Origin of the sequence: Helcococcus sueciensis DSM 17243, assembly GCF_000423145.1 — a bacterium.
Taxonomy (GTDB): Bacteria; Bacillota; Clostridia; order Tissierellales; family Peptoniphilaceae; genus Helcococcus; species Helcococcus sueciensis.
Map to the genome: position 1 here is coordinate 1 of NZ_AUHK01000017.1, position 24,457 is coordinate 24,457.

General features: G+C 29.0%; 26 protein-coding genes and 3 pseudogenes. 2 read left to right on the forward strand and 27 right to left on the reverse strand.

Annotation, left to right across the window (positions count from 1 at the left end; all coding sequences use genetic code 11):
• From G534_RS0104700 to G534_RS07965, 26 genes and pseudogenes are all read right to left on the reverse strand, one after another.
• Positions 1–274, reverse strand: a 274-nt coding sequence (locus tag G534_RS0104700; protein ID WP_169513547.1) for a transposase, incomplete at its 3' end; no start/stop codon positions are given.
• Positions 275–418: 144 nt separating this feature from the next.
• Positions 419–1,975 (reverse strand): ATP-binding cassette domain-containing protein, encoded by a 1,557-nt coding sequence (locus G534_RS0104705; RefSeq protein WP_027348105.1) that lies wholly within the window; start codon positions 1,973–1,975, stop codon positions 419–421.
• A 96-nt stretch (positions 1,976–2,071) separates the two neighbouring features.
• Entirely contained in the window at positions 2,072–3,385 is a 1,314-nt protein-coding gene (locus G534_RS0104710) for a DUF2254 domain-containing protein (protein ID WP_034596007.1), read from the reverse strand.
• 315 nt (positions 3,386–3,700) lie between these two features.
• Positions 3,701–4,246 carry a 5'-nucleotidase C-terminal domain-containing protein gene (locus tag G534_RS08880; RefSeq protein ID WP_276196097.1) on the reverse strand — a complete coding sequence of 182 codons (546 nt, stop codon included), beginning with the start codon at positions 4,244–4,246 and terminating at the stop codon, positions 3,701–3,703.
• A gap of 261 nt (positions 4,247–4,507) precedes the next feature.
• Positions 4,508–5,038, reverse strand: a pseudogene (locus G534_RS08885) (metallophosphoesterase); the annotation flags it as partial.
• 117 nt (positions 5,039–5,155) lie between these two features.
• Complete coding sequence (gene phnE / locus G534_RS0104720; RefSeq protein WP_027348107.1) at positions 5,156–5,965, reverse strand: phosphonate ABC transporter, permease protein PhnE; 810 nt, start codon at positions 5,963–5,965, stop codon at positions 5,156–5,158.
• A 10-nt stretch (positions 5,966–5,975) separates the two neighbouring features.
• A complete protein-coding gene (gene phnE / locus G534_RS0104725) occupies positions 5,976–6,797 on the reverse strand; it encodes a phosphonate ABC transporter, permease protein PhnE (RefSeq protein WP_027348108.1) in 822 nt (273 codons plus the stop codon).
• Positions 6,797–7,648, reverse strand: coding sequence for a phosphonate ABC transporter ATP-binding protein (phnC, locus tag G534_RS0104730; protein ID WP_027348109.1), 852 nt, complete (start codon positions 7,646–7,648; stop codon positions 6,797–6,799). Before phnC ends, phnE (G534_RS0104725) begins: the two co-directional genes overlap by 1 nt.
• A gap of 83 nt (positions 7,649–7,731) precedes the next feature.
• Positions 7,732–8,793: a PhnD/SsuA/transferrin family substrate-binding protein gene (locus tag G534_RS0104735; protein WP_205617659.1), complete on the reverse strand. Its 1,062-nt coding sequence runs from the start codon at positions 8,791–8,793 to the stop codon at positions 7,732–7,734.
• 344 nt (positions 8,794–9,137) lie between these two features.
• Positions 9,138–9,533, reverse strand: a complete 396-nt coding sequence (locus G534_RS0104740) for a hypothetical protein (protein ID WP_027348111.1) — start codon at positions 9,531–9,533, stop codon at positions 9,138–9,140.
• 9 nt (positions 9,534–9,542) lie between these two features.
• Positions 9,543–10,070: a cysteine peptidase family C39 domain-containing protein gene (locus tag G534_RS0104745; RefSeq protein WP_027348112.1), complete on the reverse strand. Its 528-nt coding sequence runs from the start codon at positions 10,068–10,070 to the stop codon at positions 9,543–9,545.
• 203 nt (positions 10,071–10,273) lie between these two features.
• A complete protein-coding gene (locus G534_RS0104750) occupies positions 10,274–10,738 on the reverse strand; it encodes a P27 family phage terminase small subunit (protein WP_457076142.1) in 465 nt (154 codons plus the stop codon).
• A 195-nt stretch (positions 10,739–10,933) separates the two neighbouring features.
• Positions 10,934–11,140: a helix-turn-helix transcriptional regulator gene (locus tag G534_RS0104755; protein WP_004816384.1), complete on the reverse strand. Its 207-nt coding sequence runs from the start codon at positions 11,138–11,140 to the stop codon at positions 10,934–10,936.
• Positions 11,141–11,149: 9 nt separating this feature from the next.
• On the reverse strand, positions 11,150–11,467 hold the full coding sequence (locus tag G534_RS0104760; protein ID WP_027348114.1) for a DUF6442 family protein: 318 nt from the start codon (positions 11,465–11,467) through the stop codon (positions 11,150–11,152).
• A 194-nt stretch (positions 11,468–11,661) separates the two neighbouring features.
• Positions 11,662–12,024 (reverse strand): HNH endonuclease, encoded by a 363-nt coding sequence (locus G534_RS0104770; RefSeq protein WP_027348115.1) that lies wholly within the window; start codon positions 12,022–12,024, stop codon positions 11,662–11,664.
• A 530-nt stretch (positions 12,025–12,554) separates the two neighbouring features.
• Positions 12,555–13,025, reverse strand: a complete 471-nt coding sequence (locus G534_RS07945; RefSeq protein ID WP_051177432.1) for a hypothetical protein — start codon at positions 13,023–13,025, stop codon at positions 12,555–12,557.
• A gap of 76 nt (positions 13,026–13,101) precedes the next feature.
• A complete protein-coding gene (locus G534_RS0104785) occupies positions 13,102–13,317 on the reverse strand; it encodes a hypothetical protein (RefSeq protein WP_027348116.1) in 216 nt (71 codons plus the stop codon).
• A 103-nt stretch (positions 13,318–13,420) separates the two neighbouring features.
• Positions 13,421–13,780 carry a DUF3139 domain-containing protein gene (locus G534_RS0104790; RefSeq protein WP_027348117.1) on the reverse strand — a complete coding sequence of 120 codons (360 nt, stop codon included), beginning with the start codon at positions 13,778–13,780 and terminating at the stop codon, positions 13,421–13,423.
• 370 nt (positions 13,781–14,150) lie between these two features.
• Positions 14,151–14,909 (reverse strand): ATP-binding protein, encoded by a 759-nt coding sequence (locus tag G534_RS08810; RefSeq protein ID WP_205617660.1) that lies wholly within the window; start codon positions 14,907–14,909, stop codon positions 14,151–14,153.
• Between the two features lie 177 nt (positions 14,910–15,086).
• Positions 15,087–15,374 (reverse strand): annotated as a pseudogene (locus G534_RS08930) (AlbA family DNA-binding domain-containing protein); the annotation flags it as partial.
• A 188-nt stretch (positions 15,375–15,562) separates the two neighbouring features.
• Positions 15,563–16,095, reverse strand: a pseudogene (locus G534_RS08545) (type IV toxin-antitoxin system AbiEi family antitoxin domain-containing protein).
• 574 nt (positions 16,096–16,669) lie between these two features.
• Positions 16,670–17,110 carry a PPC domain-containing DNA-binding protein gene (locus tag G534_RS0104810; RefSeq protein WP_027348118.1) on the reverse strand — a complete coding sequence of 147 codons (441 nt, stop codon included), beginning with the start codon at positions 17,108–17,110 and terminating at the stop codon, positions 16,670–16,672.
• 50 nt (positions 17,111–17,160) lie between these two features.
• Positions 17,161–17,853: a nucleoside phosphorylase gene (locus G534_RS07955; protein ID WP_240470418.1), complete on the reverse strand. Its 693-nt coding sequence runs from the start codon at positions 17,851–17,853 to the stop codon at positions 17,161–17,163.
• Between the two features lie 393 nt (positions 17,854–18,246).
• Entirely contained in the window at positions 18,247–19,224 is a 978-nt protein-coding gene (locus G534_RS07960; RefSeq protein WP_034596010.1) for a TFIIB-type zinc ribbon-containing protein, read from the reverse strand.
• A 188-nt stretch (positions 19,225–19,412) separates the two neighbouring features.
• Entirely contained in the window at positions 19,413–19,547 is a 135-nt protein-coding gene (locus G534_RS08890) for a hypothetical protein (RefSeq protein WP_276196096.1), read from the reverse strand.
• Positions 19,548–19,600: 53 nt separating this feature from the next.
• Entirely contained in the window at positions 19,601–19,792 is a 192-nt protein-coding gene (locus G534_RS07965) for a VRR-NUC domain-containing protein (RefSeq protein ID WP_240470419.1), read from the reverse strand.
• A gap of 347 nt (positions 19,793–20,139) precedes the next feature.
• Here G534_RS07965 and G534_RS0104830 point away from each other — a divergent pair, with 347 nt between their 5' ends.
• Together G534_RS0104830 and G534_RS0104835 are read left to right on the forward strand one after the other, a co-directional pair.
• Positions 20,140–20,595 carry a CopY/TcrY family copper transport repressor gene (locus G534_RS0104830; protein WP_027348119.1) on the forward strand — a complete coding sequence of 152 codons (456 nt, stop codon included), beginning with the start codon at positions 20,140–20,142 and terminating at the stop codon, positions 20,593–20,595.
• A gap of 13 nt (positions 20,596–20,608) precedes the next feature.
• On the forward strand, positions 20,609–22,729 hold the full coding sequence (locus G534_RS0104835) for a heavy metal translocating P-type ATPase (RefSeq protein ID WP_027348120.1): 2,121 nt from the start codon (positions 20,609–20,611) through the stop codon (positions 22,727–22,729).
• Positions 22,730–23,341: 612 nt separating this feature from the next.
• Here G534_RS0104835 and G534_RS0104845 read toward each other — a convergent pair.
• A complete protein-coding gene (locus G534_RS0104845; protein WP_027348121.1) occupies positions 23,342–24,355 on the reverse strand; it encodes a virulence RhuM family protein in 1,014 nt (337 codons plus the stop codon).
• Positions 24,356–24,457: the final 102 nt, after the last annotated feature.

Here is a 24,457-nt window from a genome sequence, read left to right on the forward strand (position 1 = left end):
TTTCAATATCTCTTGATGAAAATATTTTTTCTGAATAACAAAATATTAGAATTTGAAGCATTGTTAGAGGGTTAACTTTAGGTTTTCTGCCAAAATGTGAGTAGACTTGATGAAGTTTAGATAAATCCATCCTTTCAATGATATTTTTTACAAGCCTTAACTTTACATCATCTTGAACATACACATCTATGTTAAAATTTAACTTTAATTGAATCGTATCGTTAATTAGTGTAGAATTAATGAGTAACGATGTAGGTTTATTAATGTTTTCCATACTTACATTGTACCAAAAAAAGACGAGGACTTTTTAAGTTTCTCGTCTTTTTTGTGATTGGGACTTATGCAACAGCCCCTTTAAATTTAATATAGTTTAAGTAATTATTTATATCATATAAACTTTTCTAAACATAAAAATCCATTATAATATTTCTTTATGTATTTGAATAACTTCATCAAACAAATCTAAATATTCATTATCCCTATTATGAGTTATTAGAATTACTGTTTTCTCAGATTCTATAAGCTTTTTTGTTAGTTCTAATTCACTTTTTTCATCTACATTTGCAAAAATTTCATCAAGTATAATTATCTCTTTATCAGAATTTAAAGCTCTGGATAGAGCAATTTTTGCCTTTTGACCAAAACTGAAATTATTTCCAAAATATTCTATATTTCTATCACTAAAATCATCAACAATCTTTATATATTCTTTATCTACAAGATTATTCTTATTAGAAATATTTATATTATCTAAAACACTTCCCTTAAATACAATTGCAGAAGATGAATAAAATATTAAATCGCTTATATCCAAATCCAATATATCTACACCATTAATAAAAATCTCTTGTTCATTTGGTTTTAATTCTAAGGATATCAACTTTGCTAGAGTGGATTTCCCTGAGCCATTGTCACCAACAATAGCATATTTGCATGATTTATTAAATATCATATTTATGTCATTTAAACTAAATTTATCTTTAGTATAATTTAAGTTTTTTATCCTCATATATTTAAATTCATCTATAGTTTCTCTATTTTTAGATTTATCATTAAAATAAAATTCAAATTTTTCAATCAATTTTCTTGAAGATTTTATTGTAATAACTTGATATATTAAATCTCTTATAGGAATAACTATTAAATCTATGTAAGCAATTATAGCGATTAACGAAGACATTGATATATAGCCTAGTGAGATAAATATTATCCCACATACAAACGTCACTATATTGATAAAGTACAGGGATAGTCCAGACAATATATTTGTGTAAGATATATAGTTTGCTAAATCCAATTGCATGTCTTCATAAATTTCATTATTCTCATCAAAAGTTTTCAAAAACTTTTTACTTGTATCCTTATTAAATAGTTCACTAGCATTTAATAAATCTGAAGTTAACTCAATAAATTCTCCATTTTTATCACTAAAATTTTTCCTTTTTATATTTATTTTATCCCCAGTAATTCTAGGAATAAAAAATCCAATAAAAGAAGCAATGATAATAATTACAGATAAAAATAAATTCATATTTATCATATATATTAAATAGACAGCAGCTGTAACTAAACTGATTAATAATTGAATACTACATAAAATGTAATTTTCATACACTGTATCTATATCTTTAGTTAAATTGTTTATATATTCACCTTTTTTCTTTGAATTGATATCAATATGATCCATCAAAGTTATGGATTTAAAAATATTATGTTTAATAAAAACTCCGTATTCTTTTTTTAATCTATTCAAATTAATCTTTTTTAATAGTTCAAATAATAAATATAAAATAATTGATAATGCATATCCCAAAGAATATATTATTATCGTATTTTTTGACAAATTTTTATAATTATCGATTATCATTTTTGTAAATACTGGTATTAAAGATATGAAAGATATACTAATAAATGTAAATAATAAAATTTTAAAAATTAATAATATATTTTTTCTAAAAAACTTTTTAAAAATCATTCTTCTCTCCATTTTTCTTTAACTTTATCACTTTAAATAAAGTTAAAAAATTAAATAACTTGAATAAATTTTAATTTTTTCTATTTTTATACCAATTTATAAATCCTCATCTTTATTCATTATTTCATCTCTTTCTTCTTCAAAGTCCTTATATATTTGGTCAAGTTGATCTATATAGGATTTGTTTGTCATAGCATCCTTACATTCTTCATAACAATATATAAAGAACTTTTCTATCTCTTCATGAACTGACTGATCTGATACATAATAAATCATAAATATACTTAATAAAATCGCCTTTGCTACTTCAGGGTCAGCTTTTCCATAGTGAAGAATTTGATTATAGGACAAACTTAGTTCTTCTTTTGCTGAATAGTTATTATATATTATTTTACTATTTTCATCTTCATCAAGTATTTGGTAAAAGTTTTTAGACGAAAATAGTTTCCCCAATAAAATTCCTATTTTATTAATAGCCTCTGAAGCTGTGTTTGGATCGTTTATTCCTGGACTAAGTGCTCTTAGAGCAATTTCTACAATATTTGTAATTTCATGATGATAATCTCTTGTATCATTTTTTCTTATATTGATAATAATATTATCCGATATTTTTTTTAGTAATTTTTCTTTTTCTTCTTTATCAATATCTAATTTTTTTGATACATTTAATTCTCCAATATACATATTTTCTAATACATAGTCCCCTATCCTCTTATTTATAATTATCTCATACTCTGAGTCTTCTATTATTTTTATCATTTTATTTGCATTAATACTGTATAAATAGCCAGACTTGTTAGCATAAATTTTATGAGATTCTTCCCAGTTATCAATAGAAAATCTTTCTGCTAATCTTCTTCTTTCAGACTCTTTATCTATAAGCTTAGAAGCATTTGTATATAAGTTTTCAATTACACTATCTACTTTAATGTCTTTTAATACTCTTTTTACGAATAATATAAAAGATATCATAGTAACAATTGCATAAAATATTCCAATTGTACCAGAAATTAATGGTAGTTCACTTTCTATATTTTGAATCATAAATAATGAAAGAACAGTATAGAAAAAACCTCCAATAAATACTCCAAAAAGGCTTAGGACATTTGGTTTATCTATAAAGTCTTGGACTATCCTAGGAGTAAATGAATCAGAATATTTATTTAAAACAGTTAAAATTGTAGTAAAAGTAAAAGTTGATACAGTTAAAAATGTTCCACTTAAGTTAGATAAAAAAGATGATGTAACTTCTGGAGACAATAACAATATATTGGGCAGATTTAATTTTAATTCTGGATTTTTGTAGTCAAAAAACCAAGTAATAATCAAAAGAACAATAGATAAAAATATATATCTTGTAATTCTAATAATATTTCTATTGTTATCATATAATAGTCTTATTTTTTTCATATAACCTCTACCCTTCAGTTGGTCCTATTTATTCCCATTGCTATATATTTTTGGATAAAATGAAACAACTTACCTTTTCCTCTTATATTCCTTAATTTTATTAATCTATCAATACCATTTTAACATTTAAATAACATTTATTATTAGAAAATTTCATAAGGTTTTAATTAATCAAATAAAAAACGAGTTATATTCTAATAAATCTATAATAAATTTATATAAAAAGACTGCTGCAAAAATACTTTAGTATATTGCAACAGTCTCTCCTTTTTTGTTCATAAATATATTAAGGATTTATCGTTCCTTAGATATTGATTAATATTTATTATATTTATTTTTAAAATAGTCTATAAATAGTTGTGAAATATCTGAATCTATTTTTTTTACTAGTTTAAGACCTTTATACATATCAAAACCTGAAACTCCTGTAGAGCGATAGTTATTTAATACGATAGTTAGTATCTCTTCATCTTTGATAACTCTACCATCTTTATATATATTTCCTATTCTAGAGTCGAATGGTTTATCAAAGTCGATATCGTAAGTGATACCATCGTAAAAATCGAAATTGTAGTGAGATAGTTTTGGAATTATATAGTCTTCATTTATACTATATCCATTTGTATCCTTTACAATGTATTCGAAGTTTTTATTTAATCCTCTTCTAAGAGTTTTTCCATCTATTTCATAAACTTCCAATGTATTTGGATATCTTAAAGTATTTAATATTTGTCTGATTGTTAAATCTTTTTTGAATCCTGAAACTTCATTTGCTAGGGCGTTCATTGATACATCAGCTCCGGTTAATTCTAGTTGAATTTTATTTATAAAAGAAGCCAGTTCACTTCCATTTAAAGCCATTTCCAACCTATCTTTTGGTAGATAATCTTTATCTAAAGTGGAAATTTTTCTATCGATATATTCATTAATCTTATTGTTAAGAAGGACTTCTTCAGAGAATTTTTCTTCATCGAAATTTCCATCTATATTGCGTAATTTAACTTTTAAATCTTTTTTTTCTAAATTTATGTCTATTTCTGCATATTTCCCACCAAAAAATGATGGTTCAATAACTTTTGTACCTTTATAATCCACACCTAAGATTTCAAGATGTTGATGACCACAAAGAATTAAGTCAATATCAATTGCATCAATAATTCGACTTGCAATATTTTCTCCAGAGTTTTCTACTATTTCTTTTGTAATTGGATCAAAATCTATTCCACCATGATATAGGCAGATTTTATAATCACAGTCTTTGATATTTTCGTATGCTTTGACTAAGGAAGATAATGTGTCTTTTATCTCAAATCCAACTAAATTTTTCTCTTGTTCCCATACATTTACCCAGTCAGTTACTGCTCCGATAATACCAATTTTTTTACCTTCAATTTCGACAATTGCATGGTCTATTAAGTTAGTAATTTCTCCTTTTTTATCCAATAAATTGGCACAAATACATTTAGCATTCACATTATTTAAATAGTTTTTTAGATAATCATAACCGTAGTTAAAATCATGATTTCCTACAGTTATAAAATCTATACCAATTTTATTGACAATATCTGCAACTGCCTTTGAATTATTATTTTCGCTTAAGTAGTAAGCAAAGACAGAACCTTGCAGAATATCACCACAGTCTATAAATAGATTATGTTTTGATTTTACATAGTTATTGCTAGCATTAAACCCATTGGCTTAGTTTCCATGTCCATATAATCTGTTGGCATAAAATAACCATGAATATCAGATGTATAAAAGATTTTCATATTAATATCCTTTTACAAGTTTTGATCTGAATTTAGATGAGAAGTACTCAATTGTAAGTACTAAAACCATTAAACCTATAAGTATAGCTCCAACTTGTTTCCATTTATATCCATTGATTGCAAATATAAGTGGAGCACCGATACCGCCGGCACCAACTAGCCCAAGTATTGTAGCATCTCTAATATTTATATCAAATCTGTAAATAATTGTTGATAAGAACATCGCTGAAAGTTGCGGTAGTATACCAAAACGTATTTTTTCAAATGTAGTCATTCCTAAGGCTGAAAGAGATTCTAATATATCTTTATTGATATCTAAAATCGCTTCAGTAAATAGCTTAGCAAGCATCCCAATTGAAGTCATCGCCATAGTTAATATACCGGCAAAGGCTCCAGGACCAACAACCCTAATAAAGATTAGTCCGTATACTAGTGTTGGAATTGTTCTTACCAAGATTAAAAATAGTCTTGTAATATATGCAATCCACTTTGGAACAATATTTGAAGCCTGTAAAAAACTAAAAGGTATTGCAAGTATTGCACCCATAAGTGTCCCTAACAAACCAATTGCAAGCGTTTCGACTAGTAGGAATGGTATTCCTTGTTCTGTAAGATTAAATAATGACCAGTCCGGTGAAAATATCCCACTAAAGATATTTCCAACGATTCCCCATCCATTTATATTACTTTCAGAAGGTTGAATTCCTAAAAATGACCAAACTAAAAGACCAACAATAATGATGATATTTACAGCTGTTTTGAATCCAGTTTTCGGCTCATTTTCTAACTTTTTTAATATTTCTTCATTCATTTTGTTATCCTTAATTCAATTTTTTTCTAAAGTAAATGCTGACATTTTCTATAATTACAATAGTTATTAAGATGCATAATAAAACTGCCCCAAGATTATCATATTGTCTTAATCCGATATTATGTTTAATTAATATACCAATACCACCAGCACCAACATAACCAAGAATTGCAGCATATCTAACATTACCTTCAAAATTATATAATAAAGTTGAGATGAAGGTTGGTAATATTTGAGGCATGACCGATTTTGTAAATGCGATAGGTCTTGTATAACCCATAGACATTAAAGCCTCAAAAGCACCTAAATTAACATTTTCGATTTGTTCATAAGTTAATTTTCCTACATATGAAAATGAGTAAAGAAAAATAGCTACAGTACCTGCAAGTGCACCAATGCCAAAAATAAATGTAGCTATAAGTGCATTTACAATCGTAGGGATGGTACGCATTATAGAAAATACCAATCTAACTATCCAGTTTACAAAATTATTTTGCATCATATTAGATGCAGCAAGATATGCGAACGGCAAGGAAATTATTCCACCTAAAAATGAGCCCAGTAAACTCATCTTAACTGTTTCTAAAAGAGGATTTATTACTTTTGGTAAATAATTAAAGTTTGGACTAAATATTTGTGACAGTATAAAGCTAAATTGTTTAAAATTCTTTATTAGAACTGATAGATCAAACTTTGTAGCCTTAATTGATAAATAGATTAAAACTAATAAAATAGGCACTATCACTAAGGCTTTACTTCTCTTTTCATAAACAATAGTGTCATCTTTTAACATGTATTTTTTAGGAGGAAAAATTTTATCAAAAATATTCATTATAATCCCTCGTTTGTTTTTTCTTCTTTATTTTCATTTAGAATAACATCATCAATGACTTCTTCTACAGTTTCATCATTTTTAATTTCAACGTCATCTAATTCAATTTCACTAAGTTTTTCGCCATAAATATTTTTCAAAACATCATTATCTACTTTATCAGCAGGACCATCATAAACTATTACACCATCTTTTATACCAATAACTCTAGTTGCATAATCCAATGCTAAATCTACATGGTGAATATTTATCAATATAGCGATATTTTGCTCTCTATTAATTTTTGTAAAATAGTCCATTACTTGTGTTGCTGTTACAGGGTCTAAGCTTGCAACAGGTTCATCAGCAAGTATAATGTCTGGACTTTGTGCCAATGTCCTAGCTAGCGCCACTCTTTGTTGTTGACCACCGGACAATTGATCAGCTCGATTATATGCTTTATCTAAAATATCTACTTGTCTTAAAGCTTCTAACGCTTTTAATTTATTTTCTTTCGGATAAATTCCAAATATTCTTTGAAACATATTTAAATCAGGTACAAAACCTGCAAGTACATTTTTTATAACAGTCATTCTATCAACAAGATTAAACTGTTGAAATATCATACCTATATTTCTTCTAAATTTTCTTAAATCTTTTCCATTTAATTGACTAACATTTTTACCTTTTACAGTTAATGTTCCTTCATTTATGTCAATCATTTTATTAATTGTTCTAATTAGTGTTGATTTACCTGCACCAGATCTTCCAATAATCGCGATAAATTCACCTTCATGAATGGTTAAGTTAACATCTTTAAGCGCAGTAAAACCACCAGGATATACTTTACTTACATTTTTAAATTCTATCATTTTGATCACCATCTCTTAAATTAATAAGGCCCAGAGCAGATAACTGTCCAGGCCGTATAGAAATTGAGAAGCCTCGTATTCTATTATTGATTTAATTCTTTCATAATTTGTTGTGCTTGTCTTTCTTTATCGTAATCTTCTGATTTAGCTTTTTCATAACCTTCGTGATTGTAAATCTTGATTACTTCTTTACCTTCATCTGTTTTAGCTAATTCGATAAATGAATTCGCAATAGCTTCTTTTAATTCTTCTGTCATTTTAGGAGATTTCTTTGATACTGAAACTGTATCATTATAGATTGGATCAGTTACACCGATAACATTTGTATCTTCCCAAATTGTGTTTTTACCTTGATATTCTGCTTGCCATTTAGGTTCATTATCCATTCTTGCATCTGCGAAAGCAACTATAACGTCTAATTGACCTGTAGCTAATTGAGCCATTGAAGTATTGTAGTTATCCATTTCAACTACTGATTTTAAATCAGGTATTGTGTTACCGAATTTATCTTTTAGGTATAGATATGGGTAGATATAACCAGCTGATGAAGAAATTCCTCTTACACCCCATTTTGCATCTTTAATATCATCCCATGTTAATTCTTCACCAGAATTAACTTTTTTAGCTAATTCTTGACCTTTTTCAGATGGACCAGCGATAATAAGTGATCTGTAATATGTTACTTGTTTATCAGTTAATTCTGTAGGTTTATTTTCATTCCAGTCTTTTGCATTTTCAGAATCATTACTTAAACCTTTTCTTGTAGCTGTAAGTAATACTTCAGCTCCATCATCATACAATACATATGTTCCACCAGGGATTAAACCAACATCTACTGTACCAGATGATAATGCTTCACCTGTTGCTTCATATGTTGTACCAACACTGATATCAATTTTTTCAACTTCAAAACCTTGATCTTTAAGATGTTTTTTTAATAAATCACCTAAAGGTTTTGTTGCACTCATAATTTCTTCAGGATCTCTTGAAGGTACAAATTGTACTGAAATTTCATCAACTTTAGTTAATTCTCCTTCTTTATTTGAAGTGTCTTGAGGTTCATTGTTAGATGGACCACAAGCTACTAGTGAGAAAACCATAGCTAATGCTAGTAATAAACTGATTATTTTTTTTGACATATTCATTCTTTCCTCCGAATTTTTTTTGACAAATTATTTTTATTTGCCAAATAAAGTATAACATTAATTATAGTTTTTTTCATTTTTAATTTTTCTTAATTATGAAAATTAGTATGAATATTTTTTTTACTAGTTTTAAGATTTTCTACATAAAAAAGCACCTACTTTTGTAGATGCTTTTTATGGTTATTTTATAGTCTAAATGCTCAGATAATATGTTATTGTGTATTATATATTTTTCTAAATATAAAAGTTTTTTATATTAACAAAAAGAACTTAATTAATTACTTGAATTTATAAAAATATTAATATATTTATAATTAATATTACACCTAAATCCAGATATTCTTTTATTTATTATCAAATAAATATAATAAATCATTTTTATTTAAATTATTTGAAATATACATTTTATCATTTAAATAAATTCTATTTTCTGCAATCGAAAAGTAAATATCTTTATCAGACTTTATTTTTATAAAATAATTCCATCCTTTTAGATTAAGTAATTCTTTTTCTGAAATATCATAAGATAAAATCTTATCTAAAAATTTTTTATATTCTTTCTTTTCAAGTATAACATCTGATTTTTCTTTGGTCATAGTTGTTTCTACAATTATTTGATTTATACTATCTTCTTTAAGATTCAAAACATCACCTAATTTTAGATTGTTTTTTTTATCTTGACAAGCTATTAGTATAAGTAGTGTAAATATAACAGTAGCTATATATATTATCTTTTTCATATAATACCTCTATTTTTCAAAATATATTAATCCATCAAATGATGCTGATTTTATATTTACCCAAACATCATTATTTCTCCAACCATCATTCACAATTATATATTTTGTACTCTCAATATCACCATAATTTATTTCTGCATAGCCATGAGCAATTATCCAATGAAAACCAAATTTATTATCATTTGATGTTCCTACAATTACAGGTCTATTTCTATCTATCCTATTTACTAATCTAGAATATCGGAAATAATCTAATGATACTACTGAATTATTTATACCTTTATCTCTAAAATATCTATTTAACCCTTTTTTTAAATCTGAATATCCAGTAAAGCCATGCCCTACATATTTTTGCATTAAACTAATTAAATTATTTTCTGATATTTTTGAAGAACTTACATAGGCTTTATCTACATAATCATAATAGTATCGCATTGTAATTGCACTTGCAATTGCTCCACAATTATTTCCATCTATATACCATGCTTTTAATTTACCTGGCAATTTCTTTATTGTATTTAAATTACCATATGGCACTATATCATTATTATAATTTTTTGTGATAGTATTTATAATAACATAAATATTAAAATCAGAATAGTTTTCATCATTCTTTTTATAATTATAACAAAAGAATAAACAATATTTTTCACAATATCGATATGTTTATAGTTGCATGATTCAAAGTTCATATAAACTCGTTAAAAACTCATAATTTTTATATAGTTTATCTAGATTCATTATCTTAGTCTTAATAGTCTTTCCATTGGATCAGACTCTACTTCTTCAAATGGTGTTGTACAATTTTCTTTTACAATGTCATAAATCTCATACCACAATAGATTGGCTGTTTTTTGAAACTGACTAGACATCTGTACAAACGGTGATGCTATAACTCCACCAGTTGTAGGATGTTTTCCTAAAAGTCCAAATTGACTTATTGCCTCTTCACATTGAATGTATCTTGCAAATGCCTGAGAGTATGATTCTAGTAATCTTGAATTTACTAAATTTTTACAGTTTCTTTGTTTTAACCACTGCCAGGTTTCTTTATATATTTCATCAGCTCCAAGTGGTATTCTATTTTTTTGTTTTGCAGATAAATAATCACTAGGTGCTGGCATATCTGAACCATCAAGAACAGCTCCATCTGGTAAGTCTACTGCATCTATTTCTTCTGGAGTAAATGTTGGTATATCATTCATCAATATTTCTACTTCTTTTCCTTTTTGTATTTTTTCTATTGCAGGCTGTGGTTTACCTCCTGCTTTTACTCTTCTTCCTCCTCTATATGTTCCATCTTTAGCGATAGTATCACCTCCTAATACTTAAATATAAAATCTCCCTTCAATAAACAATATTGTTTACTGTAGGGAGATTTTTAGTTTAACTATGTTTGTCTAAAAATAGAAAAGATCCTCAAATTTCTTTTCTAAAGCAATGCAAAGTATCAAAGCTAACTTAGCAGTTGGGTTAAATTGACCAGTTTCAATCGAGCTAATTGTATTTCTTGAAACACCCACCTCATCAGCTAATTGTTGTTGTGAATAACCTTTTTCTTTTCTAACTTCTTTTAAATGATTTTTAAGAACTAGTTTATCATCCATAATCAATCACTACTTCAATGTTATAAGGTTAGCTGCAAATAAAGCAATTCCTATAATCGCCATAAGTATCCCCATTAACAATTGATTTCTTTCTTTTAATTTTGCATACTTTACAAGTTCTTTTGTTGATTCGATACTAAAATAAATACTTAGTATTCCATAATTAAAAGAATTGAAGAAAAAAGCTTCAATTCCAAATAAGATAGCAGTAACAGCTAGTCCGATTTGGCTGGAAACTTCACCTGCTTTTTTAAAAATATCAACCATCATCTCATCATGATGTTTATATTCTTCACGACTTCTTGCTAAAACTTCATCTCTCTTCATATTCATTCTCCTTTATAGTTTTGCCAAGTTTACTTGGTATTTATATTGTATCATGCCAAGTTTTATTGTCAATAGGTTAGAATAAATATTTTGTTTTTGATGACATTCTTTAATACCCCCTTTGAACCCGAGTTTTTGTGTGTGCTTGCCCCGCTCCGTTCCCATGGGACCTAGTCGTAGAGATTTTATCCCCCCTAGGGTCTATTAAATCTATCTCCATCTAAAACACTAATTCTTGAATGGCAGGATTTACAAAGTGCCATTAAGTTTGACTCATCATGATTTCCTCCACGTCTTAAAGGTAAAATATGATGTACTTCTTCTGCTTTAGTAAACCTCCCATCTTTTAAACACTGTTCACACAAAGGGTTATTGTTTATATATCTATTTCTAATTTTTCTCCACTTAGATCCATACCTTTTCTTTGTTAGTGGGTCTCTTCTATATTTTTCATAGTATCTATTAACATCTCTTTGATGTTTTTTACAATAACTACCATCTTCTATTAACTCAGGACAGCCTGGATATGAACATGGTTTCTTTGGTTTTCTTGGCATTATTATTCTCCATAAAAAAAGTCTTAAGGATAAAAATTCCCCAAGACTTAAATAATTATTATTTTCTACTCTAATACTACTACACTTAGCTACTATTATTCTATCAACTTTACTATATATTTTAGTATACAGTTAAATCATTATACAGTTTCTTATCAATTATTTCTTCAATTGACAAATCTTTTATTCTTACAGAATTTAATAAATCATTATATGAACTAAAGATACAGTAAACTTGCTCTTATACGTCAGTAAAGATATATCCTTCTTCTGAATAGCTTAAAGAATACATTTTGTCCAAGTAATAAAATTCGAATTCATGATTCATTGATATATCTTCTAAAAAAGATTGTAAATTATATTCATTAAATCTAGAATAATTTCCATATTTTTTATATGAACTAATAGTATGTCATTTTTTTCTAATAATAATTCTTCCATTTTATTTTCGATATCCATACCACTTTTTTACAATATTACTATTTCATAGAATAATCTACCCTAGTTTTATGATTTATCCATAAATAGTTCTAATTTAATTTACTTTTATATAAAATATCCAAATATTCTGGTAGATTATAAGGAGATACAATAAGAGATTTTAACCTGTATGCATTAACATTACCAGCAGATGGTGTATTGAATCTTTTAAATGCCTTTTCCCCAACTCCAAATTTATATGCTTGAAAGACAATTTTTGAGCAATAAGTTTCTTTTGTTGAGTTTATATCAAAAGAAATTCTATAAACTGATTTTGAATTTCTATATTTTCTATCTGCCCAGTTTGCCGCACTTTTACCCCAACTAGCATATCTTGGTCTATATACTTTTATCCAACCAGATGAATATTGCTTCTTAAATCTTAAGGGTGAAATAGTTCTAACGTAGCTATCTTTATTTGGTATATCCAATATAGTTCTGCTATTTAATGCAATCGCGGCATGTCCTGTTAAACCAAAAGAACTAGTCGAATTAGTAATTAAGACATCACCAGGATTCAACGTAAATGATGAACTGCTTTTATTACTATATTTATTAGCAACCTTAGAGTCATAGACTTTATAAAAAATATCACTATTATCTAGTTTTTTTTTCTAAAATTGCACTTTCATTTATTAACTTTAATACATCTTCGTATTTTACATCTTCGGCAATATATCCATCTTCAACATTCTTTATATATTCTTGATATGTAAATCCACCTTCAGCGAATACATTCGTTGAAAAAATAAATAAATATAATGCTAAAAGTACTAAACTTATTTTTCCTAAACTAAATTTAAATTTTCTCATGACATCTCCTTTTAAATTCAAATCTCTACTAAAAATATATTTTTTTTCTTTTATAACTTTTACTATGCAATAAACACAGAATTATAAGTCCGTGTTTTCCCTTTTAATTCTCAATAAAATAAATTGGTTTTTCTAAGACTTTACTTATAGTATATTCTGCATTTTCATTGTCATATATAGAAATATTTATATTGTTATAATCAAAATATTTCAACGGATTATATCCATGCAGTTCAAAAATATAATTGTAGTTTCTATCCTTCTTAAACCTTATTTTTGCAATATATCCTCCCTGCTTACTATCTCTATATATTTTCTTTTCTATTATCTCTTCTGCACTTATTCCTTCACTTGATATGTATTTGTCTACATTCTTTTCAAATAGAATTTTTGAAATAAATAAAATATATATAAGTATTAAAATAATAATTGCAATTATTGAGCCTGTTATCCATTTTTTCATAATTAATATTCCTTTTCTTCTTCATAATATTATATTTGAATTCGAGATTTCATTTTCCCAACTAAATTCCATATTTCTTTATCCATTAGTGCAACAACGTTTTTATTTGAATGTATATCTATACTATTGTTATGCATTTTTATATCCTGATTCTTTTTTAAATGAGTTTGTTTTCTTTGATTTTTAATCCTCTAAGTGTTTTATATATATTTGGCTGAGCTTCCACTTGTCTCATAAGTCTGGGAAAACTTCTAATTCTTTGTAGTCCATTAAAAGATAGAAAGAATTTGTAATATCATATTCTCTGTAATGCCCTGATTGGAAAATTTTTACTTGTGGATATGTGAAGTCTCTTTCCTTGGCTAGCTAATTATTTTATTCTATATTTAGTTCCTCGGCCTTGTCCAAATTTTTCTATATATCCTAAGTGAATTAAATTTTTAATAAGCTCTAAAACTTTATTTTTCCCAAATCCTGTCATTTCCATAAGGTCAGAGCTTGCTAGTTCTTTTTTTACTAGTGCGTTATATATTAGATTTTCATCAGTTGTTAATCCTTCTAAACCTGAAAAAATTGGTAATGTTATTTCTATAGAGTTATCATAAATTTTAAATTTTGGTTTTCTATTACTATTTCTATAAGCGTTTTTTATTCTTCTTATTCCTGTTCCAAAGCTTTCTATAATATCTAATCTAAAAAATACATTTCCAATGACAGGATTACGCATAATAGAAATTTGACTGTCTAGAAACTCTTTTTCCGATAGTTCTTTTGGCAGCCCTCCTGGTGATGATATAACAATCTGATTGTCAGTCATTGATATTTGTATGTATGATTGTCTCATCCAATCTCTGTGGACTAAGGCATTTGCAATAGTTTCTCGAAAAGCATTTTCTGGTATTTTCTCTTTTTTTTCTCTATATGCTCCATTAATTAATTCAAATTGATAATATTCTCTATATCTTTCAACAGCAAGGTCATATGCTTCTAAAATAGAAATTCCTTTTATTTGCTTTCTACTTAAGATAGTATCTTGGTCTTCTCCAAAACGTACAATATCAATTATATTAAATTCATTTTCATCAGCCAGCAAAGATCCTGCATTTGTAAAGTTTTCTTCTTTATCCATTAATTCAAGTGTCTTCAAAATATCTTTGTTTATATTTTGTATGCCTAACGTTTTTTGAAGCTTTTTTTCTAGATAAGAAAATTTTAAATTTTTATCCTGAGATGTTAAAATATCAAATGATTGGTTTTTCCCTAGTAATATTAAATTTTTTAACTCATGGCTATCAACTTCTACCGTTGAAGAATCATATCTCTTATATGTTTTTGATTTATAAAAATATGGGACTTGTAGTCCTGGTAAAATTACTAACTCTACTATCTTTTTCTTTTCGTCTATATTTATTAAGTAGTCTACTTTTGGTGAAATAGAGTCATTAATTTTATTCTCTATGTCTAAAGCTGCTTGGATTGGATTTTGTATTTCCTTTACATTGTCATTATCATCAATTCCAAAAATTATTCTACCACCATCATAATTAGCAAAAGCAGTAACTGTTTTTAAAAATGAATTTGTGATTTTTTCTTTTAATTCTAAATTAAATGTTTCTCACATTTTTTCCTCCTATTTGAATTATAACAAAAACAAACGCAAAAACAAACGCAAAATTTTACGTTTATTTTTGCGTTTGTTTTAAATCGTAAATTATTTAAAATATATTTTAAATGCATCTGCCTTAACTTGCTTAAAGGCGCAATTTATACTCTCGATATTAATCACGATAATACCTTCATATATTCCTAATTTCCTCTTCTATTTTAAATAGTCTACTGTATTTTATGAGTCGTCTTAGATTTTTGTTTGATGATTTAAATTATCTTTTTATGGCTTCTGTAAGAATTTGCTTATCTATTTTTTCTCCATCTATTATTATGTCACAAATTGTTCGGTCAATATCGTATACTGGGATAAAATTTCCTTACGGTAATTTTATTTCTCTCTGTCCTAGTTCGTATAAATATTTTTTTACATTGTAAACTTGTCGATCTTCATACCTCTTTTTGATATGGCTTGAATTTTAGCCTTAGGGTACAGATATGTGAAATACATTCGGAGTCCTATCTGATAGGTCGTGGTAGTATAGGGATGTTTGATGGGAAAATATTATCTTGTTACTATTTGATCATATTAAAACAAAATCGTCTATTACTTTTCCTTTTAATTGATATAGTCCTGGTCTTAATCTTTCTAAATGTCCAATTTTCGGAAGTCTGGACTTTTGCTTTTCGGAATTCAGATTTTGTATTATTAGTTATATTTTAAATTTATATATACTCCCTTCAATAAAAAAATAGCAGCCTTGTAAGCTACTATTATAGAAAGTACAAAATGAGTTAATTATATATTTTACGTTTTCACAAACATATCATTAGCTTTTTTAGCATTTCTCTAGTATTGGTAAACATATCATAGGGGGATTTATACTAATACGTATTCAGAAAAATATTATTTATTATATGGGAGATCATATGAAAAAAAAAACAGAATAATAACTTTATATGACTCTGATCATAAAATACTAAAAGAGATAAAATTAAATTTTTTAAATAAAGTTATTTTAATAGTTTTAATTTTCTCCATTAAAAAAGCACCTACTTGACTGAACCCCTCCATCCGTATTCCGGATTTTTGGTTCATGTCAACTTATGTAGATGCCTTACTTTTATTTTATCCATCCCAATTACTGTAACCTGCATTCTTAGAAAGTTCAATTTCTAAATAATTTGTTTTAACTTTATCATTTTTTTCATTAAAAAGAATCATAAATTTAATTAATTTTTTCATTTGAAATATAACACTCCATAATTTAGTGTTAAACACCATCAATCCTCAAATTTCCAAAATCCGGTGCCTGTTTCTGAATCATATTTTCTTTTAATTACCCCATCAATAACAGGTCTTAACTCAATCTCTGCAGTATATGACACAGTAAGCGATTTAATATGACCTCCTGCAATGCAGTGTTTTCCGTCCTCTTTGTAGGAAACTATAGCGTGTGTATGTTGATAGATTTCTCCATCTTCGTCAGAAATAACATTTCCAGTCATAGATACAAGTTCAAGCATACCACGAATTGTTCTAGTCTCAAACTCGTTATCTTCTGGTATAAGTGTCTGTATTTCAGCCTCACCTAGCCCTCCAATACCACTGAAGATAGCAGACATGATTTTTTCCTTCCTGCAGACATCTAAAATGCATCCTATAATTTCATCGCCTTTGTCCATTCTGATGTATACTGTGTCGTTTATTTTTCTGTAGTCCATGAGCTTATCCTCCATAAATTTTATCTCTTATAATCTCATTATACTTTATCTTATATTTCTTTTAATAATTTTAAAGCTAAATACAACTTTCCAAGATCATGATTAGCACTATGGAGACCTTCAACTTCATAAGAACTCTCATTTAAAACATCACCTGCTTCCAGAAAGTTATAAAGCTCAAATCCATAAAAATCACAAGCCGCTTGAACACCTGCAAGCTCCATCTCTACTGCTATACATCCCTCAGACTTTCTCTTTGAGACAAGTCCACGAGTTTCACGAATCATAACATCTGTAGTCCATACCTTTCCCTTGGTATAGGGAGCCTTCTCCTTGATAACAAACTCTTCAAGTTTATCGTGATTTTTAATATCAAGGTAATCTGAAGGAGCTACATAATAATAAGATGCTCCCTCACCCCTATAAGCTTCTGTGGGGATAATGTACTTTCCAAAAGTCTTGTCTTTATCAAGGCTACCACAAGATCCAAACATAATAAATTTATTTGCACCTGTAATCCAATTGACTTCTACACAATCTGTTGAGGCAAGGGCTGAACCAATCATTGTTAGGTAAAATGCAAATTCTTGACCTTCAAAGCTACTTTTATATACTGCCCTTGATCCATTTGCAGCCTCTATATTACCAATTTCTTGGCATTCAAAGTTATCAAGTAAATAATCTAGAAGTTTTTTTGAAAATATTATCAAGCATTTTTCTGCAATGTGTTTTTTTTTCACCATAAAAGTCTTTTAGACTTATAACTGGCTCTGTGTCTTTATCAAAACTGTCTATTATCATAATTTTACCTATTAATTTATTTAACCTTTCAAATTTTTATTAATCTTTCTCATACTTCTTGCTAAATCTTCATTCAACTAACTCTTTCCAATTTTGATAAGAACAACGGTCTCTGGTTTTCTTGGCATGATTCCTTAATAAAAAGGTCCATGATTTTTCCCCACAGGATTATAGATGTTATTTGTTACTATAAAAAAACATTTTTCAATATAAAAATCCTAGGCCATTTAATAACACCTTTTATTATTTTATTAATTTATTGTTGCGTAATTAAAATGTACAAGGAGGGTTTATGAATATATTATTAAATATTAAAAATTCTATTTTTTCATTTATTAATGTTCTTGGTAATCCATACCAGATTCCCTATATTTTAAGACCCCATTTTTGGCATCTTCTAAAGTATCATAGCCAAAGAAATACTGAGTTAGTTTATGATTAGCTGGGACTTCTATCATTTCACCCCTATATATAGAACTTGCATATACTAAAGCTAAAGGATCTTGTCTAATTATAACCTGGTTGTATTCTTGGACATAGTATTTTGTCGATTTATTACCGTCTATATGATCGAAGTCGACTTGTAGGATTTCATATACCTTGCTTTTTTCTTTTTTGTTTGTTACTAGACAGGTTAGAACACTCTTTGCCTGATAAGATGAAAGATTGCTATCGACTCCAAAGCTTTTAATTGACTTATCTAAATACCCCAGGCTCTTTTTTTCAAGCAAATCTAATGCTTCTTGGTCTAATAACTTTAAATCATATAGATATACTTCTAAACCTTTAACCTTATAACTTTTATTTTTCTTAGAGAGTCTATATTTTTCAGATTCAGCTTCAACTATTACAGATTCTCCCTCAATAAGATTTGAGTGTTTATCCAGCCTATAGCCTATATTTGATGGGCTGATGTCATCATCCCCTATATCTTTTTTGATAATTTCTGCCTCGCCATCCCCTGTCATACCAGTAAACTTTACATCTATATATTCAAAAGGATCAACGAGTGGTCTTGAATTAAGCTCAAACGAAACTAAAATCCAACCGATTACTGAAAGTATTAAAACTACAAAGATAGTTGTAGCAAAGCCTGATAAGGTCGATCTTCTTTGATGCTGCCTTTTAGCTCTTAATTCTCCCTTTGTCTTAGCATATGATTCTTCTTCTACCATCCTGACATTGAACTCTTCATTCTTATCTTCAACAAGGATGGCCTCATATCCACAATATCGACATTTAACTCTGGTTTGCTTTTCATTTATATCTACTTTACCCCCACATTTAGGGCAAATTAATTCAATTTTATCCATCGTCCCTCCTAGCCTATACTTATTTTATCAAATAAATAACAGTATTTGGGAAGGAAAAATGCATTTCACCCTATTTATAGGTAAAATCCTTGTAAAATCTACATTATTTTATTTTTGAGTACACTTTCCTTTGATATCTCAATTTATTTTTAAAATCATTGGCATGTTTTTCTATACTATGTCTTAATTTAATTGTTGTATGAAAAATGGAAGGGTAGAATTTTAGCAGATTTAAAACTTTCGTAAAAGTGATTTGCATCTTCATTGGTGGCTCTTATTAATCTAATTTCATCAATATTATGTACAACACAATCTCTAGTCATTTCATTAATATTTTCTTTAAAATCAAGAACATAAACCTTAAAATTTAATTTTTTTAAATGGCCTTATTCTTTTTTTGAATTGGTCTTGGTTCTCTTCCATGTCTTTTTGTTTCAATAAATTCAATCTTTGCTTTTGGCAGAAGTATTATCCTATCTGGTATTCCTATCATTAATGGGGATGTAAATTTAAGACAAATCCCTCTATTCACTTTTATCTTATCAACTAAACTTGATTCTATCACCATTTTTTAAATTGATATCTTCATGCTTTATAGTTATTGTGTGAAGATTTCTCCTATAACCTTCATATAAAGACAAATTTTAAATTTATGACTATATATTTAGCAAAACAATAAATTCAGAAAAGGTATCATCATATTTATCATATTTAACATATTATTAAAATAAGGGATTAAAAAAGCGATAAATGTAAATCAATGATAACATTATAAAACGTACTCGGAAGAAATTAGAAAAAAACGCAATAATCGTTGCTTACATTTATTAAAAATACTTGACAAGATAAGTTTACAAGTGTAAACTTATTTTAAGTGTTAGGTCTACAATTGTAAACGATAAGGAGAGAAAGACAATGGGTGTAATAGCATATAATACTTATATCACAGATGCTGAATGGGAGGTCATGCGTGTAGTTTGGTCAAATGATCGAGTAACTAGTAAAAAAGTCATCTCCATATTGCAAGAAAAAATGGACTGGACACAATCCACTATCAAAACGATTTTAGGTCGATTAGTTGAAAAAGGCGTACTAAATACAAAGAAAGAAGGTAGAAAGTTTATTTACACTGCCAATATTGAAGAGAAAGAAGCCGTAAGGGATTATGCAGAAGATATTTTTAACCGTATTTGCAATAAGAAAGTCGGAAATGTAATAGGAAGCATCATTGAAGATTATGTTTTAAGCTTCGATGATATAGATCGACTAGAAAAAATATTAGAGATGAAAAAATCTTCCGCAGTAGAAGAAGTGGATTGCAATTGTCCAGAAGGACAATGCCAATGTCATTTACATCATCATTACGAATAAGGAGGAATTTAAAATGAACAATAACAACAAACATTCATCCCACAGTAACCATAATCATGGCGACATGGATCATTCAAAACATGAGCACGTAAGCACGGAAGAACATGGAGAGCATAAGAATCAACATCAAGAACATCATGCTGGGCATGATCACAGCGGGCACAATGGGCATGATCACAGCGGACACAGTGGACATGACCACCATCATCACGGTAACTTTAAGGAACTTTTCTTAAAATCATTGCCAATAGGAATCATTATTATGCTCTTATCCCCTATGGCTGGGTTTGACCTACCATTCCAGTTTACTTTTCCATATTCTGATATTGTAGTAGCTATTTTATCTACTATATTAATTATTTATGGTGGACGTCCATTCTATCAAGGGGCAGTTGACGAATTTAAACAAAAAGAACCTGGAATGATGGCTCTCGTTTCTTTAGGTTTAAGTGTTTCATATTTATATAGTATTTATACTGTAATAGCAAGCTACGTAATGGGTGAACACGTGATGGACTTTTTCTTTGAATTTGCTTCATTACTATTAATCATGCTATTAGGTCACTGGATTGAGATGAAAGCTATTGGAGAAGCAGGAGACGCACAAGCAGAATTAGCTAAGTTAGTGCCGAAAGATGCTCATGTAGTATTAGATGACGATTCAATAGAAACACGACCAGTTGCTGACTTAAAGGTAGGTGATTTAATTCGTGTTCAAGCCGGAGAAAATGTGCCGGCAGACGGGATTATCGAGCGTGGCGAATCACGTTTAAATGAAGCTCTTCTAACTGGGGAGTCAAAAGCAGTAAAAAAAGGCCCTGGCGATGAAGTAATCGGAGGCTCAACAAATGGAGAAGGGGTTCTTTATATTAAAGTGAATGAGACAGGTGATCAATCCTTCATCTCTCAAGTTCAGAATTTAATCAGCCAAGCTCAAAGTCAGCCTTCCAGAGCAGAAAATATTGCGCAAAAGGTTGCAGGATGGCTCTTCTATATTGCAATCATTGTCGCACTAATAGCTTTTGTAGTATGGACGCTTATAGCGGACATCCCAACGGCAGTAAAATTTGCTATCACAACATTAGTTATAGCTTGTCCTCACGCTTTGGGTCTAGCTATTCCATTGGTTACCGCTCGTAGCACAAGCTTAGGAGCTAGCCGTGGCCTACTAGTAAAAGACCGCCAAGCCTTAGAAATAGCTCAAGATGCAGATGTGATGATTTTAGATAAGACAGGTACTTTAACAACAGGTGAGTTTAAAGTATTAAATGTTGAACTTTTTAATAACAAATATAATAAAGAGGAAATCATTGCCTTACTGGCAGGTATTGAAGGAGGCTCTAGCCACCCGATTGCTCAATCAATTATAAGCTTCGCCGACCAAGAAGGTATAAGTCCAGTATCTTTTGATTCAATTGATGTGATTTCCGGTGCTGGCGTAGAAGGCAAAGCCAAGGGCCATAGTTACCAATTAATCAGCCAAAAAGCATATGGACGTAATCTAGATATGGATATTCCAAAAGGAGCAACCCTCAGTGTCTTAGTAGAAAACGATGATGCTATTGGTGCTGTAGCTTTAGGGGATGAATTAAAAGCAACCAGTAAAGAGTTAATAGAAGCTCTTAAAAAGAACAATATTCAACCAATTATGGCAACAGGTGATAATGAAAAAGCAGCTCAAGGAGCGGCAGAAGACTTAGGGATTGAATATAGATCAAATCAATCTCCACAAGACAAATATGAGTTAGTAAAAACACTTAAAGAAGAAGGAAAAAAAGTTATCATGGTAGGTGACGGTGTCAATGATGCCCCTTCTCTTGCCTTGGCAGATGTTGGTATAGCTGTAGGTGCAGGAACCCAAGTGGCATTAGATTCAGCTGATGTCATCTTGACTCAATCTGATCCAGGAGATATTGAATCATTTATTGAATTAGCACACAAAACAACTCGTAAAATGAAACAAAACCTCTTTTGGGGAGCTGGTTATAACTTTATAGCTATTCCTCTAGCTGCTGGAATTTTGGCCCCTTTTGGCTTCACATTAAGTCCTGCAGTAGGAGCAATTCTAATGTCTGTGTCAACAGTCTTAGTTGCAATTAATGCTATTTTATTAAGATTAGATCCGAAAAAATGACAATTAACAGATCGAATGATTGAAACTCCTTAAAGTATCAAGATACAATAGTTTTACAGGATAAAAAGAGATGTAAGTACTGGCTCTTTGTAAAATCGTGTTGGTAGAAGTAGACGATTTTTCTACCAACACGATTTTTAATTTATTATAGAACTAATTTCTTTTAATATCCTAAAAGCCACCTATTTCGACAGTTTTATAGCTTGTTATTCTATTTTCTTGACATCATTACTAGAGCCTCCGCCGTAGCTTTCACCAAGTAATGCTTAACTGTAGACCCAATTCCCGTAGGGAATTGTTGGTCGAAGTTATACATGCAGCTCCCAAATCTATGATTTGGTGAGCGTGTCGTATACTCAATCTCATTTCATTGGGAAAACTTGGCATACCCATAGGGCACAAGTGAGACCTACCTCTGCTTCGCATCGATTAGCTTCGCTAATCACGTGATAGCAGGATTAGGGCTTCACCGAGTAGGGGACACATTTGCTATTGCTTCACTTCACTTTGTTCGTGAAAGCAATGCAACTGCCTCCACGTGCCTCGAGTCGACACCATGGATAAAAAGCCCATTTTTACGTTTCAGCAAACATATCAAGTTTTTTGTTCTGTTTAGTCCTTAATACTATTTATCTTCTTTGTAAACGCATCAAAATCAGAGTTAATATTTTGTGTCTTATTAAATATATCATATTCCTTTGCTGCTTTATCTTTAGCAGTTTTTGAAGAAATACTTCCTTTATTATTATCTGGAAGTACTTCATATCTTCTAAATTCTAAGAATTCATTGATACTTTGTGAGAACTCCTGCATTGTGAAAGTATTTTCTCTCTCTAACAAGTCTTCAATATAATCAAAGTAACCTGAAACATTTCTCTCCAATGCTTTGATTTCTTTTTCTGTAAGATAATTTTTTGCAACATAAGCATCCGACTTCAAAATCCTTCCATCTGGAGCTGACTTCCAAGTTTTTAGTCCCATATTTTCTTTGGTATGGTCTGCTGATGTGTTAATAATCTCGGCTGCTGTCTTACCAGTTATTGCATAATGAAACTTGTTTTGGACCATAGCATAGAAATTCCTAGTAATTTGAGATTTTTTATCATAATCAATTGAAACTTCAGCAAAAATATCGGTGATTTGTTGCCAAATTCTTCTTTCACTAGCCCTAATAGACCTAACACGTTCTATTAATTCTTTAAAGTAGTCTTTTCCAAAAGACTTTCCATTCTTTAACATTTCATCATTTAGTACAAAGCCTTTTATTATGTATTCTCTTAGGGTAGTGGTTGCCCAAATTCTGAATTTAGTAGCTTTTTTTGAGTTTACTCTATAGCCAACGGCGATGATGGCATCAAGGTTATAGAAATTGGTTAAGGTAGTTTGAGTTTTCCCCTTAATTGCGCCATGTTGAGTGGTATTTGCAATTTTTGCAATAACCACTTTTTCATCAAGCTCTTCTTCCTCAAAAATATTTGAAAGATGCCTACTAATCGTTGAAATATTAACTTCAAACAATTCAGCCATCGATTTTTGAGTAAGCCAAAATGTCTCGTCACTGTAAACTACATCAACTGAAATATTCTTATCATCTTCTCTATATAAAATAATCTTATCTTTTTCCATATTTTTCTCCTTATTTTGTATTGAAGCTATCAAGATAATTGTAGCATAAAAACATTTGTTCTTATACAAAAATAAGCCCTCAGACTTCACTCTGTAGGCTTA

Excerpts from the sequence above, each read along its gene's own strand:
- G534_RS0104705 (WP_027348105.1), bottom strand. The coding sequence starts at position 1,975 with ATGATTTTTAAAAAGTTTTTTAGAAAAAATATATTATTAATTTTTAAA.
- G534_RS0104710 (WP_034596007.1), bottom strand. The coding sequence starts at position 3,385 with ATGAAAAAAATAAGACTATTATATGATAACAATAGAAATATTATTAGA.
- G534_RS08880 (WP_276196097.1), bottom strand. The coding sequence starts at position 4,246 with ATGGCTTTAAATGGAAGTGAACTGGCTTCTTTTATAAATAAAATTCAA.
- phnE (WP_027348107.1), bottom strand. The coding sequence starts at position 5,965 with ATGAATGAAGAAATATTAAAAAAGTTAGAAAATGAGCCGAAAACTGGA.
- phnE (WP_027348108.1), bottom strand. The coding sequence starts at position 6,797 with ATGAATATTTTTGATAAAATTTTTCCTCCTAAAAAATACATGTTAAAA.
- phnC (WP_027348109.1), bottom strand. The coding sequence starts at position 7,648 with ATGATAGAATTTAAAAATGTAAGTAAAGTATATCCTGGTGGTTTTACT.
- G534_RS0104735 (WP_205617659.1), bottom strand. The coding sequence starts at position 8,793 with ATGAATATGTCAAAAAAAATAATCAGTTTATTACTAGCATTAGCTATG.
- G534_RS0104740 (WP_027348111.1), bottom strand. The coding sequence starts at position 9,533 with ATGAAAAAGATAATATATATAGCTACTGTTATATTTACACTACTTATA.
- G534_RS0104750 (WP_457076142.1), bottom strand. The coding sequence starts at position 10,738 with ATGAATGATATACCAACATTTACTCCAGAAGAAATAGATGCAGTAGAC.
- G534_RS0104755 (WP_004816384.1), bottom strand. The coding sequence starts at position 11,140 with ATGGATGATAAACTAGTTCTTAAAAATCATTTAAAAGAAGTTAGAAAA.
- G534_RS0104760 (WP_027348114.1), bottom strand. The coding sequence starts at position 11,467 with ATGAAGAGAGATGAAGTTTTAGCAAGAAGTCGTGAAGAATATAAACAT.
- G534_RS0104770 (WP_027348115.1), bottom strand. The coding sequence starts at position 12,024 with ATGCCAAGAAAACCAAAGAAACCATGTTCATATCCAGGCTGTCCTGAG.
- G534_RS0104785 (WP_027348116.1), bottom strand. The coding sequence starts at position 13,317 with ATGAGAAAATTTAAATTTAGTTTAGGAAAAATAAGTTTAGTACTTTTA.
- G534_RS0104790 (WP_027348117.1), bottom strand. The coding sequence starts at position 13,780 with ATGAAAAAATGGATAACAGGCTCAATAATTGCAATTATTATTTTAATA.
- G534_RS08810 (WP_205617660.1), bottom strand. The coding sequence starts at position 14,909 with ATGGATAAAGAAGAAAACTTTACAAATGCAGGATCTTTGCTGGCTGAT.
- G534_RS0104810 (WP_027348118.1), bottom strand. The coding sequence starts at position 17,110 with ATGGACTACAGAAAAATAAACGACACAGTATACATCAGAATGGACAAA.
- G534_RS07955 (WP_240470418.1), bottom strand. The coding sequence starts at position 17,853 with ATGGTGAAAAAAAAACACATTGCAGAAAAATGCTTGATAATATTTTCA.
- G534_RS07960 (WP_034596010.1), bottom strand. The coding sequence starts at position 19,224 with ATGGATAAAATTGAATTAATTTGCCCTAAATGTGGGGGTAAAGTAGAT.
- G534_RS08890 (WP_276196096.1), bottom strand. The coding sequence starts at position 19,547 with ATGACTAGAGATTGTGTTGTACATAATATTGATGAAATTAGATTAATA.
- G534_RS07965 (WP_240470419.1), bottom strand. The coding sequence starts at position 19,792 with ATGGTGATAGAATCAAGTTTAGTTGATAAGATAAAAGTGAATAGAGGG.
- G534_RS0104830 (WP_027348119.1), top strand. The coding sequence starts at position 20,140 with ATGGGTGTAATAGCATATAATACTTATATCACAGATGCTGAATGGGAG.
- G534_RS0104835 (WP_027348120.1), top strand. The coding sequence starts at position 20,609 with ATGAACAATAACAACAAACATTCATCCCACAGTAACCATAATCATGGC.
- G534_RS0104845 (WP_027348121.1), bottom strand. The coding sequence starts at position 24,355 with ATGGAAAAAGATAAGATTATTTTATATAGAGAAGATGATAAGAATATT.